The sequence below is a fragment of the Streptomyces sp. NPDC056373 genome, assembly GCF_042262425.1.
Lineage (GTDB): Bacteria > Actinomycetota > Actinomycetes > Streptomycetales > Streptomycetaceae > Streptomyces.
In genome coordinates this window covers 75,979-89,735 of sequence record NZ_JBHJPX010000016.1, presented here as the reverse complement: position 1 = coordinate 89,735, position 13,757 = coordinate 75,979, and the positions used below count along the sequence as shown (strand labels likewise).

The following is a 13,757-nucleotide window of genomic DNA, read 5'->3' as shown; positions in this document are numbered from 1 at the left end:
GTTCGACGTGGAGAGGGGGAGGGTCAGAGCGGCCCTTCACAGGCGCGCGGACCGACGGGGAGGTGAGGGGCGGGCGGGGTGACGGGGGCGTGGTGGACGGGCGGCCCGGGATCGGCCGGGACGCGGTCGGCCAGGAAGCCGTAGGCGCGTCGCAGTCCGGGGTCGCTCAGGGAGCGGCGCCACCAGCGGCTGATGCCGTACCAGCCGGGGGCCGCGAGGGCACCACCGTGGTGCCGGACGGACAACCCGGCCGCGAGCACCGCGAACCGCAGCCGCTCCGCCAGCGGCCAGCCGCCGAGGGAGGCCGCGACGAAGCTCGCGGCGAAGACGTCGCCGGCGCCCGTCGCGTCCAGGACGTCGGTGTTCAGGGCCGGCACCTCGGCGTACTCGCCGGTGATCTGGTCGACGGCGATGGCGCCGTACCCGCCCCGGGTCACCACGGCGACCGGCACGAGCTCCGAGAGCGTGCCGAGCGCGGCCAGTGCGCTGTCGGTGCGGGTGTAGGCCATCGCCTCGGTCTCGTTGGGGAGGAAGGCGTGGCACAGGGAAAGCTGCTCCAGGAGGGCCGTCGGCCACTCCTGGGTGGGGTCCCAGCCGACGTCGGCGTAGATCTGCGTGCCGTTCGCGGAGGCCTTGGCGAGCCACTCGCGCGGGCGGGCCTCGAGGTGCACCAGGGCGGTCCGCGCGTCGGGCGGGTCGCCCATCAGCGCGTCCTGTGAGTACGGCGGCTCCTGGCCGTGGGTGAGCAGGGCCCGGTCGTGACCGTAGGCGACGGAGACGGTGACCGGGGTCGGCCAGCCGTCGGCCGTGCGCGAGAGCGAGAGGTCGACGCCTTCCTGGTCGCACAGGACGTCCCGGCAGTGCTCGCCGTAGAAGTCGTCGCCGAACACCGTGGCCAGGGACGTACGCAGGCCGAAGCGGGAGGCGGCGACGGCGAGGTTCGCGATGCCGCCCGGGCCGCAGCCCATGCCCCCGGTCCAGATCTCCTCGCCCGGTGTGGGCGGCCTGCCGAGCCCCGTGAGGACGAGGTCGTAGAAGAGCAGCCCGGTCAGCAGCACATCGGGCCGGTCGTCGTCCACGGATGTGTCCTCTCGCTCGCGGCTTCGACGGAGATCGTCAAAACTCTTCATTTCGGTGACCGGAATCGTGCGCCGCTCAGCGAGATTGGTCAATACCCGAGCAGAAATAAGCATGGCGATGATTGAAGATGACGAGTAATGTGCACGCCGTGCTGGCTGAACGACGACACCAACTCATCCTGCGGGCCCTGCGTGCCGGTGGGCCCGCGGCCGTGACCGACCTCTCGGAGCAGCTGGGGGTGAGTCCCGCCACAATCAGGCGTGACCTGGTCAAACTGGAAGAAGACGGACTGCTCACGCGAGTGCACGGCGGCGCCGTCGTGGAGGAGGGCGACCAGCCCTTCGCCGAGGTCGCCGAGGTGCGCGTCACCGAGAAGGACGCCATAGCCGAACGTGCCGCAGCGATGGTCAGGGACGGTCAGTCGGTGTTGCTGGACATCGGGACGACGGCCTACCGGCTGGCCCGGCAGCTGCACGGCCGCCGGCTCACCGTGATCACCAGCAACCTGGTGGTCTACGAGGAGCTCGCCGACGACGAGGGCATCGAGCTGGTCCTGCTCGGCGGCATGGTCCGCCGCGAGTACCGCTCCCTGGTGGGCTTCCTCACCGAGGACAACCTGCGCCAGTTGCACGCCGACTGGCTCTTCCTCGGCACCAGCGGGGTGCGGCCCGGCGGGCAGGTCATGGACACGACGGTCGTGGAGGTTCCGGTCAAACGGGCCATGATCAAGGCGGGCGAGAAGGTGGTGCTGCTCGCCGACGCGGCGAAGTTCCCCGGGCACGGGATGGCGAAGGTCTGCGGTCCCGAGGACCTGGACGCGGTGGTGACGAACGAGCCGGTCGACGCGGCGACGCGGGCCTCCTTCCAGGAGGCGGGCGTCGAGGTGGTCGTGGCGGGAAAGGTGCAAGCGTGAAGCTGACGATTCTGGGCGGCGGCGGATTCCGCGTGCCGCTGGTGTACGGGGCACTTCTGCAGGACCACGCCGAGGGCCGGGTGACCCACGTCGTGCTGCACGACCTGGACGCCGGACGGCTGTCGGCGGTGACACGGGTCCTCGCCGAACAGGCGGCCGGTGTCCCCGACGCGCCCGAGGTGAGCGCCACCACCGACCTCGACGACGCCCTGCGCGGCGCGGACTTCGTGTTCTCCGCGATCCGGGTCGGCGGTCTGGAGGGACGGGCGAACGACGAACGCGTGGCCCTGGCCGAAGGAGTGCTGGGCCAGGAGACGGTGGGCGCGGGCGGCATCGCCTACGGCCTGCGCACGGTCCCGGTCGCCGTCGACATCGCGCGGCGGGTGGCCCGGCTCGCCCCCGACGCCTGGGTCATCAACTTCACCAACCCGGCCGGACTGGTCACCGAGGCCATGTCCCGCCACCTCGGCGACCGCGTCATCGGCATCTGCGACTCCCCGGTCGGTCTCGGCCGCCGCATCGCCCGGGTGCTCGGCGTGGAGAACCCGGCGCAGGCGTGGATCGACTACGTCGGCCTCAACCACCTGGGCTGGGTGCGGGGCCTGAGCGTCGCCGGGCGCGACGAGCTTCCGCGCCTGCTCGCCGACCCCGACCTGCTCGGCTCGTTCGAGGAGGGCAAGCTCTTCGGCGTCGACTGGCTGCGCTCCCTCGGCGCGATCCCCAACGAATACCTGCACTACTACTACTTCAACCGCGAGGCCGTCCGGGCCTACCAGCAGGCCGAGAAGACCCGCGGCGCCTTCCTGCACGACCAGCAGGCCCGCTTCTACGCCGAGATGAAGAACCCGCACGCCCCCGCCCTCACGGTCTGGGACCGCACCCGGGCCGAGCGCGAGGCCACGTACATGGCCGAGAACCGCGAGACCGCGGGCGCCGGTGATCGCGACGAGGACGACCTGTCCGGCGGTTACGAGAAGGTGGCCCTCGCGCTGATGCGGGCGATCGCCCGGGACGAGCGCACCACCTTGATCCTCAACGTGCGCAACCAGCGCACGCTGTCGGTTCTCGACACCGACGCCGTCATCGAGGTGCCCTGCCTCGTCGACGCCAACGGCGCCCACCCCGTCACCGTGGACCCGTTGCCCGACCACGCCACGGGCCTGGTCTGCGCGGTCAAGGCCGTCGAGCGCGAAGTGCTGGCCGCCGCCGACTCCGGATCCCGCACGACCGCCGTGAAGGCCTTCGCCCTGCACCCGCTCGTCGACTCCGTCAACGTGGCCCGCAGGCTGGTGGAGGGCTATACCGAGGTCCACCCCGGGCTGGCGTACCTTAGGTGAGCACCGAGAGGTAAGCGCTTTCCCCGCCGCTCTTCCCCCGCTTCCTGGAGACATCCCATGCACGACGAAAGCCGCCGCATCGAGGAGCGCGTGCAGCGCCTTCACGACCAGCGCATCAAGTCCGCGATCTACGCGGCCACCGTCCCCTTCGAGGTGGAGGCCTGGCAGGCCCCGGGGGAGCCGGTCCCGTTCGAGGAGGCCGCCGCCGCCCCGTACGAGCCGTTCACCATGGGCACCCCCTGGGGGCCGCCCTGGGGCACCACCTGGTTCCGCATGCGCGGGCAGGTGCCCGCCGAGTGGGCGGGAAAGCGCGTCGAGGCCGTCATCGACCTCGGCTTCGTCGGCGACTGGCCCGGCAACCAGGCCGAGGCCCTCGTCCACCTCACGGACGGCACCCCCCTCAAGGCCGTCAACCCGCTCAACCAGTACGTCGCGATCGCCAACCCCGCACAGGGCGGCGAGACGGTCGACTACCTGGTCGAAGCCGCCTCCAACCCGGACATCCTCGCGGACAACTTCTCCAAGGTCACCTGGCTCGGCGACAAGCTCACCGCGGGCGACAAGCCCCTCTACACCTTCCGCAGCGCCGACATCGCGATCCTCGACGAGGAGGTCTGGCACCTCGACCTCGACGTGCAGGTGCTGCGGGAGCTGATGCTGGAGCTCGGCGAGCACGACCCGCGCCGGCACGAGATCGCACACGCCCTCGACCGGGCGATGGACCTCCTCGACCTGGACGACGTCTCCGGCTCGGCCGCCGCGGTACGCGAAGCACTGAAGCCGGTCCTGTCCAGGCCCGCGCACGCCAGCGCGCACACGATCTCCGGCGTCGGCCACGCCCACATCGACTCCGCCTGGCTCTGGCCGATCCGCGAGACCAAGCGCAAGACCTCCCGCACCTTCTCCAACGTCACCTCGCTCGCCGACGAGTACGACGACTTCATCTTCGCCTGCTCCCAGGCACAGCAGTACGAGTGGGTGCGCGACAACTACCCCAAGGTGTGGGCCCGCATCCAGGAGTCGGTCAAGAACGGCCAGTGGGCGCCGGTCGGCGGCATGTGGGTCGAGTCCGACGGCAACCTGCCCGGCGGCGAGGCCGTCGCCCGCCAGTTCGTGCACGGCAAGCGGTTCTTCATCGAGCACTTCGGCATCGAGACCAAGGGCGTGTGGCTGCCGGACTCCTTCGGCTACAACGCGGCCTACCCCCAGCTCGCCAAGCTCGCCGGCAACGAGTGGTTCCTCACCCAGAAGATCTCCTGGAACCAGACCAACACCTTCCCCCACCACACCTTCTGGTGGGAGGGCATCGACGGCACCCGGATCTTCACCCACTTCCCGCCGGTCGACACCTACAACGCCCGCTTCAGCGGCGTGGAGATGTCCCGCGCGGTCCGCAACTACGCCGAGAAGGGCGGCGCCTCCCGCTCCCTGGCCCCCTTCGGCTGGGGCGACGGCGGTGGCGGCCCCACCCGCGAGATCATGGAACGCGCCCGCCGGCTGGCGGACCTGGAGGGCTCCGCGAAGGTCGTCGTCGAGCACCCCGACGAGTTCTTCGCCAAGGCCCGCGCCGAGTACCCGGACGCACCCGTGTGGGTCGGCGAGCTCTACCTGGAGCTGCACCGCGCCACCTACACCTCCCAGGCACGCACCAAGCAGGGCAACCGCCGCTCCGAGCACCTCCTGCGCGAGGCCGAGCTCTGGGCGACCACGGCCGCCCTGCACGCCCCGGGCTACACCTACCCGCACGAGAAGCTGGACCGGCTCTGGAAGACGGTGCTGCTGCACCAGTTCCACGACATCCTGCCCGGCTCCTCCATCGCCTGGGTGCACCGCGAGGCCGAGGCCGAGTACGCCCGCGTCGCGCAGGAGCTGCACGCCCTGACCGCGCAGGCGGTGGCTGCGCTGGGCACCGGCGCACCCCGCGCCTTCAACACCAGTCCCTACGACCGCGCCGACGTGGTCCGCGCGGCCGACGGCGCACCGGTGTACGTGGAGGTGCCCGCGAACGGCTCCGCGCCCCTCGCCGACTCCGCGCCCCCGCAGCCCGTCACGGTCGACGGCCTGGTCCTCGACAACGGTCTGGTCCGTGTGGAGGTGGCCGGAGACGGCACCCTGTCCTCCGTCCGCGACCTGCGCGCCGGCCGCGAGGTCCTCGCCGAGCCCGGCAACCTGCTCCGCCTGCACACGGACCTGCCCAACTACTGGGACGCCTGGGACATCGACAAGCACTACAAGAACCGCTACACCGACCTGCTGGACGCCTCGTCCGTCACGGTCGTCGAACAGGACCCGCTGATCGGTGCGATCCGCGTCGAGCGGTCCTTCGGCAAGGGCTCCACGATCACCCAGACGATCACCGTCCGCGCCGGCAGCCCCCGCATCGACATCGAGACGGACATCGACTGGCACGAGGCCGAGAAGATCCTCAAGGCGGGCTTCCCCGTCGACATCAAGGCCTCGCACTCCTCCGCCGAGATCCAGTTCGGCCACATCCAGCGACCCACCCACACCAACACCACCTGGGAGGCGGCCCGCTTCGAGGTCTCCGGCCACCGCTGGGTGCACCTCGGCGAACCCGGCTACGGCGTCGCCGTCATCAACGACTCGACGTACGGCCACGACGTCTCCCGCACGGTCCGCGAGGACGGCGGCACCACGACCACCGTCGGCCTCAGCCTGGTCCGCGCCCCGCGCATCCCGGACCCCGAGGCCGACCAGGGCCGCCACCACTTCACCTACGCGCTGCTGCCCGGCGCGACCATCGAGGATGCCGTCGCCGAGGGCTATGCCCTCAACCTGCCGCTGCGGGTGGCCGACGCGGCCGGCGCCCCCGCACCGGTGGTCTCCGCCGAGGGCGCGGGCATCACCGTGGAGGCCGTCAAGCTCGCCGACGACGCCTCCGGCGATGTCGTCGTACGGCTCTACGAGTCCCGCGGCGGCCGCGCCACCGGCACCCTGCGCACCGGGTTCCCGCTCGCCGGCGCCCAGATCACCGACCTGCTGGAACGCCCGCAGGAGGAGGCGGAGATCACCGACGGGGCCGTCGCCCTGACGCTGCGGCCCTTCCAGATCCTGACCCTGCGCCTGCGAAGGGGCTGACCTCATGGCCATGCAGCCGTGGTTCGAGGACGCCAAGCTCGGCATCTTCGTCCACTGGGGCATCTACGCCGTCGACGGCGTCCAGGAGTCCTGGTCGTTCTACGACGACATCGTTCCGCACGACCGGTACATGTCCCAGCTCGACCGGTTCACGGCCGCCCGTTACGACCCGCGCGACTGGGCGAGGCTCTTCGCGCGGGCCGGCGCCAGGTACGCCGTCCTGACCAGCCGTCATCACGACGGGGTCGCCCTGTGGGACACGGCGCACGGCGACCTGAACGTGGGCCGTGACCTGATCGGCGGCTATGCGGAGGCCCTGCGCGAGCAGGGCCTCCGGGTCGGCCTCTACTACTCCCACTCCGACTGGAACCACCCCGACTACGCCTCCACCCGCAAGCCCGGCCGTCCGCCGGAGCTGGAGGACAACCGCTACTCCGAGGTCGCCGCCGAGTTCGAGGACCTCCAGGCCTGGGAGAGGTTCCTCGCCTACCGCGACGGCCAGATCCGCGAACTCACCCACCGCTACCGGCCGGACCTGCTGTGGTTCGACGGCGAGTGGGACCGCAGCGAGGAGCAGTGGCGCATCCCCGAACTCGCCGCCCTGATCCGCTCCGAGGTGCCGGACGTCGTCCTCAACGCCCGGATGCTCAGCGAGGGCGACTACGCCACCCCCGAGCAGGGCGCCCCCGTCCTCCCGCCGGAGGGCCCCTGGGAGCTGTGCCTCACCATCAACGACTCCTGGGGGCACCAGCATCACGACCATCACCACAAGTCCGTCGACCAGCTGATCCGCTACTTCACGGAGACCATCGGCGGCGGAGGCAACCTGCTGCTCAGCGTCGGCCCGCGGGAGGACGGCACGATCACGGACGAGCAGGCGCGGCGGCTGGAAGGGCTCGGCGACTGGATCGCCCGGCACGCCGAAGCCGTGTACGGCACGGTGCGGGGACTCCCGCCGGGCCACCACTACGGCCCGAGCACCCTCTCCAAGGACCGCCTCACCCTCTATCTGACCCTCTTCGACGCCCCGCGCGCCGAGATCAACGTCCGGGGCCTGCTCAGCGAGGTCCGCCGTGTCTCGGTCCTGGGCACCGGCACCGAACTGGCCCACAGCGTCACCGGCGGCCTCCACGAGACCCCCGGCATCCTCTGGATCGAACCCCCGACAGCCTCGGACCTCGACCCGCACGCCACGGTGCTCGCTGTGGAGCTGGAAGGAGAACTGGAGCTGTACCGGGGCGGAGGCCGCTTCTGACGGCGTCGAATTGACCCACGAAAACGGCATCCGAATGCCCCCTGCCGTGGGTCGCCCGGCTCCGTAGGGTCATTCTCATGACGACGACACAGAACGCAACGGGAAACAGCAGCGGCTTCGCACCGGTCCTCACCCGCGCCGCCGAGGCCGAGACGACACGCGACCCCAGCAGCGTGATGACCCTCCTCGCCGACTCCGGGAACACCGGAGGGCGGCTCACCAGCTACCGCTCGACGTTCGCGGAGGGCGCCGTCGGCGCCCCCGCCCACCTGCACACCGAGGCGTCCGAGATGTTCTACGTCATCGACGGCGCGCTCCAGGTGCTGGTGGGCGAGGAGATCACCGTGCTGAGGGCCGGCGACTTCCTGCTGGTGCCGCCGCACACGCCGCACGCCTTCGCCGCCGCGCCCGGTGCGACGGCAGACGTGCTGTTCGTCTTCACTCCGGGCGCGGGACGCTTCGACTACCTGCGGCTCCTGGGCCGGGTGATGCGCGGCGAGGCCGACCCGCAGGAGATCAAGGACTCCTCGGAACGCTTCGACAACCACTACGTCGACAGCCCCGTCTGGCGCGAGGCGCTCGCGGCAAGAATCTGATGCCTCAAAGGCGCAGCGCCTGGGCCGCCGCCCCGACGGCGCCGGACTGCTCGGCCGCGGCGGGCGCGGGTACCGCCGGGAGCGGCTCCGTCGCCTCGGTCCGCTGCTGCGGCAGCGACACCGGCCGCAGCGGACGCGGCCCCGACACCACCGTGTAGTCCTGGCCCAGGAACGGCGGGACCATCTCGCCCGGGTCCTCGCCGAGCGCCAGCTGCACCGCGGCCCAGGGGACGTTGACACCGCACTGGGACAGCTGGTGCAGTCCGCCGGCCGGGCGTGTGTTGACGTCCATGAGCACCGGCCGGTCGCCGAACATCCGGAACTGGATGTTGGACAGGTAGTGCAACCCGAAGCCCTCGGCGATCCGCCGGGCCGGGTCCAGCCACTGCTCGTGCAGGGTGAAGCCCCGGCGGCGGCCGTTCTTGGTACGGCCCACCACGAGCCGGACCCGGTTGTCCGGGCCGGTCAGGCAGTCGACCGACACCTCGGGCTGCTCCAGCCGCGGCATCACCAGCCAGTCCACCGGCTCCTCACCCTGCCGCAGCGCCTGAAGCACGAGATCGAGCGGTACATACGGGCTGGGGAACCCGCTCAGCTGCGTCAGCGAGAAGGGCGTACGCGTGATCACGCGGAAGCCCACCCCGCCCGCCCCGGACGCCGGCTTGAGGCACGCCTTGTGCCCGCCCGCCTCCAACTCCTCGACCGCCGCGACGAGTTCGTCCTCGGAGCGGACCCGGTACCACGGCGGCACCGGCACACCGATCGCCTGGACCGCCTCGTAGGCGATCACCTTGTCGTGGAAGACGGCCACGGCCTCGGGCGGCGGCGCCAGCACCGCCGTGCCGGCCGCCTCGAACTCGGTCCGGTGCGCCACGATCGCCGACTGGTGCAGCCGGGGCACGAACACGTCGATGCCGCGCCGCGCGCACTGGTCCAGCGCGAACTCGACGTACCCGGCGGGGGACAGGTTCTCGGGCTCCAGCTCGGCGGTGTCGGCGGCGGCCAGCACCGGCGAGTCGGGGTCGCCGTGGGTGGCGTGGATCTCGACGGCCCGGTCGCTGGGATTTCTCCGCAGCTGATCCATGAAGAACACGTTCTCCGCGTACGTGCGGTTGAGCCAGACGCGTACGCGAGAGACCATGCAGGCCGCCTTTCACGGTTCGCGGGCAGGGCTGAGCAGCCCGTGCCCGGGCAGGAGAAGGGAAGGGACACCAAACCGCCCCTGTGAAAGGGAAGTTCGTAGCGGTGGTGTTGGGCCAGATCATACGGCTTCGGCGGGCCCCCTCGTGCAACGCGCGTGTGAAGGAATTCTCCCGCCCCGGCCCTCGGACGGCTCTTGTCCCGGTCTCACGAATGTGATCTCTTGGTGACGTCCGGGGTGCGCTGAGGGGGCTTGAAGTGACGTCGACGGCCGATGGCGCCGCACAACTGCTGGCCATCAGCGATCTGCACATCGGTTATCCGGAGAACCGCGCCCTGGTGGAGGACATGCGGCCCGGGACGGACGACGACTGGCTGCTCGTCGCCGGGGACGTCGCGGAGACCGTGGCGGACATCCGCTGGGCCCTGAAGACGCTCGCGGGCCGCTTCCGCAAGGTCGTCTGGGTGCCCGGCAACCACGAGCTGTGGAGCCATCCGAGCGACGCCGTCACCCTGCGCGGCGTCGACCGGTACGAGTACCTGGTCGAGATGTGCCGCGAACTCGGCGTGACGACACCCGAGGACCCCTACCCCGTCTGGGAGGGCCCCGGCGGCCCGGTGGCCGTCGCCCCGCTGTTCCTGCTGTACGACTACTCGTTCCTGCCGGCCGGCTGCACCACCAAGGAGCAGGGCCTGGAGTACGCGCAGGGCACCGGCATCGTGTGCACCGACGAGTACCTGCTGCACCCCGACCCGTACCCGAGCCGGGAGGACTGGTGCCGCGCCCGGGTCGCCGCGACCGAACGCCGGCTCGCCGAACTGCCCGGCGACCTGCCGGTGATCCCGGTCAACCACTACCCGCTGCACCGGCACCCGATGGACGTGCTGTGGCACCCGGAGTTCGCCATGTGGTGCGGCACGGACCTGACCGCCGACTGGCACCGCAGGTTCCGCGTGCACACCATGGTCTACGGCCATCTGCACATCCCCCGCAGCACCGTCCACGAGGGCGTGCGCTTCGAGGAGGTGTCGGTGGGCTATCCACGCGAGTGGAGCAAACGGTCCCGGCCGCCGGGGCGGCTGCGGAGGATCCTGCCGGGGGAGGACGAACAGCGATGATCGGGGAACTGCTGCCGGAGACGGTGGTCGGCGTCGAGGCGTACGGGTACGAGGACGCGGACGCTGCGCTGTACCCCGAGGAGGCGGCCCTGCTGACACGGGCGGTCGACAAGCGGCGCAGGGAGTTCGCCGTCGTGCGTTCCTGCGCCCGCCGGGCCATGGAGAAGCTCGGCGTCGAGCCGCAGCCGCTCCTGCCCGGGGAACGCGGCGCCCCCGGCTGGCCGGCCGGACTGACCGGCAGCATGACCCACTGCGACGGCTACTGCGCCGCCGCGCTGGTCCGCGCCACCGACCTGGCGTCCCTCGGTATCGACGCCGAGGTCCACGGCCCGCTGCCCGAAGGTGTCCTGGAGTCCGTGTCCCTGCCGGCCGAGGCCGACCGGTTGCGACGGCTTGCGGCAGAACGCCCCGACGTGCACTGGGACCGCCTGTTGTTCAGCGCGAAGGAGTCCGTCTACAAGGCGTGGTTCCCCCTCACCGGGAAGTGGCTGGACTTCATGGAGGCCGACATCGAGCTCGCCGCCGACGGCACCTTCCGTGCGGAGCTGCTCGTCCCCGGGCCCTGGGTGGGCGCCCGCCGCCTCGGCCACTTCGACGGCCGCTGGACGACGGGACGGGGCCTGATCGCGACGGCGATCGCCGTACCGCACACCTGACCCCGCTCCCCGGCACCCGCCCCGTGGCACTCCCGGTCAGGGGCCGGGCTCAGGACACCAGTTCTCCAGGAGGCGGAAGAACGCCTCCTCGTTGCCGGTCAGTCCGGCGCGCTCCAGGGCCTGCTCCGCCTCGGCGAGGACCGCGGGCGGGACGAGCGGCGGGCTGCCCTCCAGGTCGAAGGCGGCCCGGACGGTGTGCAGCAGCCGCAGATAGGCCTGGACGGCGGTGCGTTCACGATCGGTCAGAACGGCGGTGGGCATCGGTCGGTTCTCCCCGTGTCGGCGTCGTCTCTCCCGCGCCCTCGCGGGCGCGTACGCCCCGCAACCGCGATGGCGCACCTCCAGCTTGCCGTCCACCACTGACAATCCGGTCCCGTCGCCCTCCGGTTCGCCCGCTCGGCGGAGGCGGACCGCCCCACGTCGCCGCACGGTGCGGCCCGTCAGCCCTGCGGTCCGCGGTACCCCAGCGACGCCTCGATCCGCCCCGCCAGGTGGTCCCGCTGCACCGGTCCCCGTGAGGACGAACCGGCGAGCCAGGCCCGGCACTTGCTGGCCAGCAGCAGGCCGAAGCTCTCGGCCTCCCGCTCGTCGTCGAGGTCGAAACGGGTGCGCGCGGCGACCTTCAGCACGGTCGCCTGGAGGTCGGCCCCGTCGTCGAGCAGCCTGGCCGCGACGGCCGCGCCCTCGACGTGGTGGGAGCAGTGGCCCGCCTTCATGTGCCACAGCTCATGGCCCAGGATCACCAACTGGTGATCGGGAGCGGTGCGTTCCTCGATCACGACCAGGTCCTGCTCGGCCATGTCCAGCCAGAGCCCGCTGGCGGTCCCGGGCGGAAACGCGGCCGTGCGGAAGCGCACGGGGCGGCCGCGGCGTCTGCTCATGCCGTCGCACAGGGCGGAGTAGAGCTCCTCGGGCCGAGCCGGCGCGGGGAGGGTCAGCTCCGCGACCAGCTCGCCGCACAGACGGCGCATTTCCTTACCGATGCCCACAGTTCTCCCCACGGTCACGACTCGGGCCGCTTGACGCTCTCCAGGAGCATGTCCAGCCACTCCGCGACCTTGTCGCGGTGCTGGTCGGTGGGCAGTTGCGCGGCACGCCAGGCGATGCCGCGCACGCCGTGGTCCTGCAGCAGCCGCTCCAGCGGGTCGTCCTGTGCCGCGGCCGCCTGCCGCTCACGGTCGGCGAGCTTCTGCAGCAGATCCTGCTCGGTGTGCTGGAGGGCGCTCACGAGCGCCTCGGGGTCCTCGGCCGTCAGGAAGCCGGCGTGCACCCGGAAGAACCGCTGGAGGGCGTCGCAGTGCTCCATGGTCGGCCGCCGGTCGCCGTTGATGAGAGCGCCGGCCTGCTGCCGGGACATACCGGCGCCGTCGGCGATCTCCTGCTGGGTGTACTTGCGGCCGTTGGGCTTGAGCCGGGTCCGGCGCAGCAGGTCCAGCCGCTGCAGGAACCGGGCCTGCACATCGGGCTCGCCCGCGGGCCTGCCGCACAGCAGGGCCCTCACGACCGGCTCCGGGACGCCGGAGGCGACGGACAGCCGGCCCGTGTCGAAGACCTCGGCGTGCGCCACGCCGAGCCGGTCGGCGAGCGCGCCGACACGGGAGACGACGGCCGGCAGCACGGCCGTCGGCGTGACGCCCGGACCTTCGACGAAGCCACCCGTCACCGACAGATCTCCTACGTATCTCACAGGCTTCTCACAAGTGGATGCCGTGACCTACCCCGGCGTGAACTTCCCGGAGCGTAGCCGGTGGTTCGAACTCACATCCAGGTCTCGCCACAACTGTGGCCAATTTCAGCCGTCAACAGACATGGAATGCCACGATAGTTGACACGCCTCAGCTCGGGGCAGCAGGATCGGGGCGCCGCGTCAAGGCCGCACAGGCAAGAGGGGTGACCTCCCGATGGCATATCAGGCAGGAGGGCAGCGGCCGGCACCGCGGCCCCTCCCCGAGACTCCCGAGGCACAGGCCTACCTGGAGGACTACGCCGGGCTTCTGGAGGGTGTCTCCTTCCCCGCGCTCGTCGTCGACCACTGCTGGGACGTGGTGCTCACCAACGGCGCCTTCCGGTCACTTTTCCGTGAGGTCGGCCCGCACCCGACGGCGATGCCGGGCGACAACTTCCTCAGGTTCGTCCTCTTCCACCCCGACGCCCCCACCGTGCTCGGCGATCACGAGGCGAGCTGGTGCCTGCCGATGCTCGCGCACTTCGCGCGGACCGTCGAGAGCCACGGCCCCGACCACGGGCTGCAGGCCGTCCGCCGCGACATCGCGCTGGATCCGATCATGGAGGCCGCCTACCGGCACGGCCTGCCGCACTGGATCCGCGCGGTCGGCGAGGGCGCCGTCGAGCAGGACGGTGCCGTGCGGCCGCTGCTGCACCCGGACCCGCACCGGGGCGCCACGGAGTGCCGGGTCGTCGTCGAGACGTCCAGGACGCTCGAGGAACTGGGGTGCGCCCGGGTCACGTTCGTCCTGCGTGAGGCTCGCCGCTCCGCGTCCCGGGAGCGCCGCAGCCGTCGTACCGCCTCCCACCTGAGGGTCGTCCCCGCAGCCGACTGAA

Annotated in this window: 13 protein-coding genes; 8 read left to right on the top strand and 5 right to left on the bottom strand. The window is 71.4% G+C overall.

Features of this window, described 5'->3' with window-relative positions:
- Positions 1 to 23: 23 nt before the first annotated feature.
- Positions 24 to 1,079, bottom strand: a complete 1,056-nt coding sequence (locus ACFCXS_RS30425; RefSeq protein ID WP_376646566.1) for a carbohydrate kinase family protein — start codon at positions 1,077 to 1,079, stop codon at positions 24 to 26.
- A gap of 149 nt (positions 1,080 to 1,228) precedes the next feature.
- On the opposite strand from ACFCXS_RS30425, the gene ACFCXS_RS30420 reads away from it, so the two are divergent.
- The 5 genes from ACFCXS_RS30420 to ACFCXS_RS30400 all read left to right on the top strand — a co-directional run bounded on the left by ACFCXS_RS30420 (position 1,229) and on the right by ACFCXS_RS30400 (position 8,280).
- Positions 1,229 to 1,993 (top strand): DeoR/GlpR family DNA-binding transcription regulator, encoded by a 765-nt coding sequence (locus ACFCXS_RS30420; RefSeq protein ID WP_376646565.1) that lies wholly within the window; start codon positions 1,229 to 1,231, stop codon positions 1,991 to 1,993.
- Positions 1,990 to 3,330: a 6-phospho-beta-glucosidase gene (locus tag ACFCXS_RS30415; protein WP_376646564.1), complete on the top strand. Its 1,341-nt coding sequence runs from the start codon at positions 1,990 to 1,992 to the stop codon at positions 3,328 to 3,330. Before ACFCXS_RS30420 ends, ACFCXS_RS30415 begins: the two co-directional genes overlap by 4 nt.
- 57 nt (positions 3,331 to 3,387) lie before the next feature.
- A complete protein-coding gene (locus tag ACFCXS_RS30410; RefSeq protein WP_376646563.1) occupies positions 3,388 to 6,429 on the top strand; it encodes an alpha-mannosidase in 3,042 nt (1,013 codons plus the stop codon).
- A gap of 4 nt (positions 6,430 to 6,433) precedes the next feature.
- Entirely contained in the window at positions 6,434 to 7,684 is a 1,251-nt protein-coding gene (locus tag ACFCXS_RS30405) for an alpha-L-fucosidase (protein WP_376646562.1), read from the top strand.
- Positions 7,685 to 7,761: 77 nt separating this feature from the next.
- Positions 7,762 to 8,280, top strand: coding sequence for a cupin domain-containing protein (locus ACFCXS_RS30400; RefSeq protein WP_376646561.1), 519 nt, complete (start codon positions 7,762 to 7,764; stop codon positions 8,278 to 8,280).
- Positions 8,281 to 8,284: 4 nt separating this feature from the next.
- On the opposite strand, the gene ACFCXS_RS30395 is transcribed toward ACFCXS_RS30400, so the two are convergent.
- The gene (locus tag ACFCXS_RS30395) at positions 8,285 to 9,421 is read right to left on the bottom strand and encodes an ATP-grasp domain-containing protein (RefSeq protein ID WP_376646560.1); all 1,137 of its coding nucleotides are present in this window, start codon (positions 9,419 to 9,421) and stop codon (positions 8,285 to 8,287) included.
- Between the two features lie 257 nt (positions 9,422 to 9,678).
- Between ACFCXS_RS30395 and ACFCXS_RS30390 the strand changes: the two genes are divergently transcribed.
- On the top strand, positions 9,679 to 10,539 hold the full coding sequence (locus ACFCXS_RS30390; RefSeq protein ID WP_376646559.1) for a metallophosphoesterase family protein: 861 nt from the start codon (positions 9,679 to 9,681) through the stop codon (positions 10,537 to 10,539).
- Positions 10,536 to 11,195 (top strand): 4'-phosphopantetheinyl transferase, encoded by a 660-nt coding sequence (locus ACFCXS_RS30385; RefSeq protein WP_376646558.1) that lies wholly within the window; start codon positions 10,536 to 10,538, stop codon positions 11,193 to 11,195. Before ACFCXS_RS30390 ends, ACFCXS_RS30385 begins: the two co-directional genes overlap by 4 nt.
- 36 nt (positions 11,196 to 11,231) lie before the next feature.
- On the opposite strand, the gene ACFCXS_RS30380 is transcribed toward ACFCXS_RS30385, so the two are convergent.
- The 3 genes from ACFCXS_RS30380 to ACFCXS_RS30370 form a co-directional block, all read right to left on the bottom strand.
- Positions 11,232 to 11,456 (bottom strand): hypothetical protein, encoded by a 225-nt coding sequence (locus tag ACFCXS_RS30380; protein WP_031109019.1) that lies wholly within the window; start codon positions 11,454 to 11,456, stop codon positions 11,232 to 11,234.
- 179 nt (positions 11,457 to 11,635) lie between these two features.
- A complete protein-coding gene (locus ACFCXS_RS30375) occupies positions 11,636 to 12,166 on the bottom strand; it encodes a toxin-antitoxin system, toxin component (RefSeq protein ID WP_376646679.1) in 531 nt (176 codons plus the stop codon).
- 32 nt (positions 12,167 to 12,198) lie between these two features.
- On the bottom strand, positions 12,199 to 12,858 hold the full coding sequence (locus tag ACFCXS_RS30370; RefSeq protein ID WP_376646557.1) for a helix-turn-helix domain-containing protein: 660 nt from the start codon (positions 12,856 to 12,858) through the stop codon (positions 12,199 to 12,201).
- Positions 12,859 to 13,096: 238 nt separating this feature from the next.
- Here ACFCXS_RS30370 and ACFCXS_RS30365 point away from each other — a divergent pair, with 238 nt between their 5' ends.
- Positions 13,097 to 13,756, top strand: a complete 660-nt coding sequence (locus ACFCXS_RS30365) for a hypothetical protein (protein ID WP_376646556.1) — start codon at positions 13,097 to 13,099, stop codon at positions 13,754 to 13,756.
- Position 13,757: the final 1 nt, after the last annotated feature.

Excerpts from the sequence above, each read along its gene's own strand:
- ACFCXS_RS30400 (WP_376646561.1), top strand. The coding sequence starts at position 7,762 with ATGACGACGACACAGAACGCAACGGGAAACAGCAGCGGCTTCGCACCG.
- ACFCXS_RS30405 (WP_376646562.1), top strand. The coding sequence starts at position 6,434 with ATGGCCATGCAGCCGTGGTTCGAGGACGCCAAGCTCGGCATCTTCGTC.
- ACFCXS_RS30365 (WP_376646556.1), top strand. The coding sequence starts at position 13,097 with ATGGCATATCAGGCAGGAGGGCAGCGGCCGGCACCGCGGCCCCTCCCC.
- ACFCXS_RS30380 (WP_031109019.1), bottom strand. The coding sequence starts at position 11,456 with ATGCCCACCGCCGTTCTGACCGATCGTGAACGCACCGCCGTCCAGGCC.
- ACFCXS_RS30385 (WP_376646558.1), top strand. The coding sequence starts at position 10,536 with ATGATCGGGGAACTGCTGCCGGAGACGGTGGTCGGCGTCGAGGCGTAC.
- ACFCXS_RS30395 (WP_376646560.1), bottom strand. The coding sequence starts at position 9,421 with ATGGTCTCTCGCGTACGCGTCTGGCTCAACCGCACGTACGCGGAGAAC.
- ACFCXS_RS30410 (WP_376646563.1), top strand. The coding sequence starts at position 3,388 with ATGCACGACGAAAGCCGCCGCATCGAGGAGCGCGTGCAGCGCCTTCAC.
- ACFCXS_RS30375 (WP_376646679.1), bottom strand. The coding sequence starts at position 12,166 with ATGCGCCGTCTGTGCGGCGAGCTGGTCGCGGAGCTGACCCTCCCCGCG.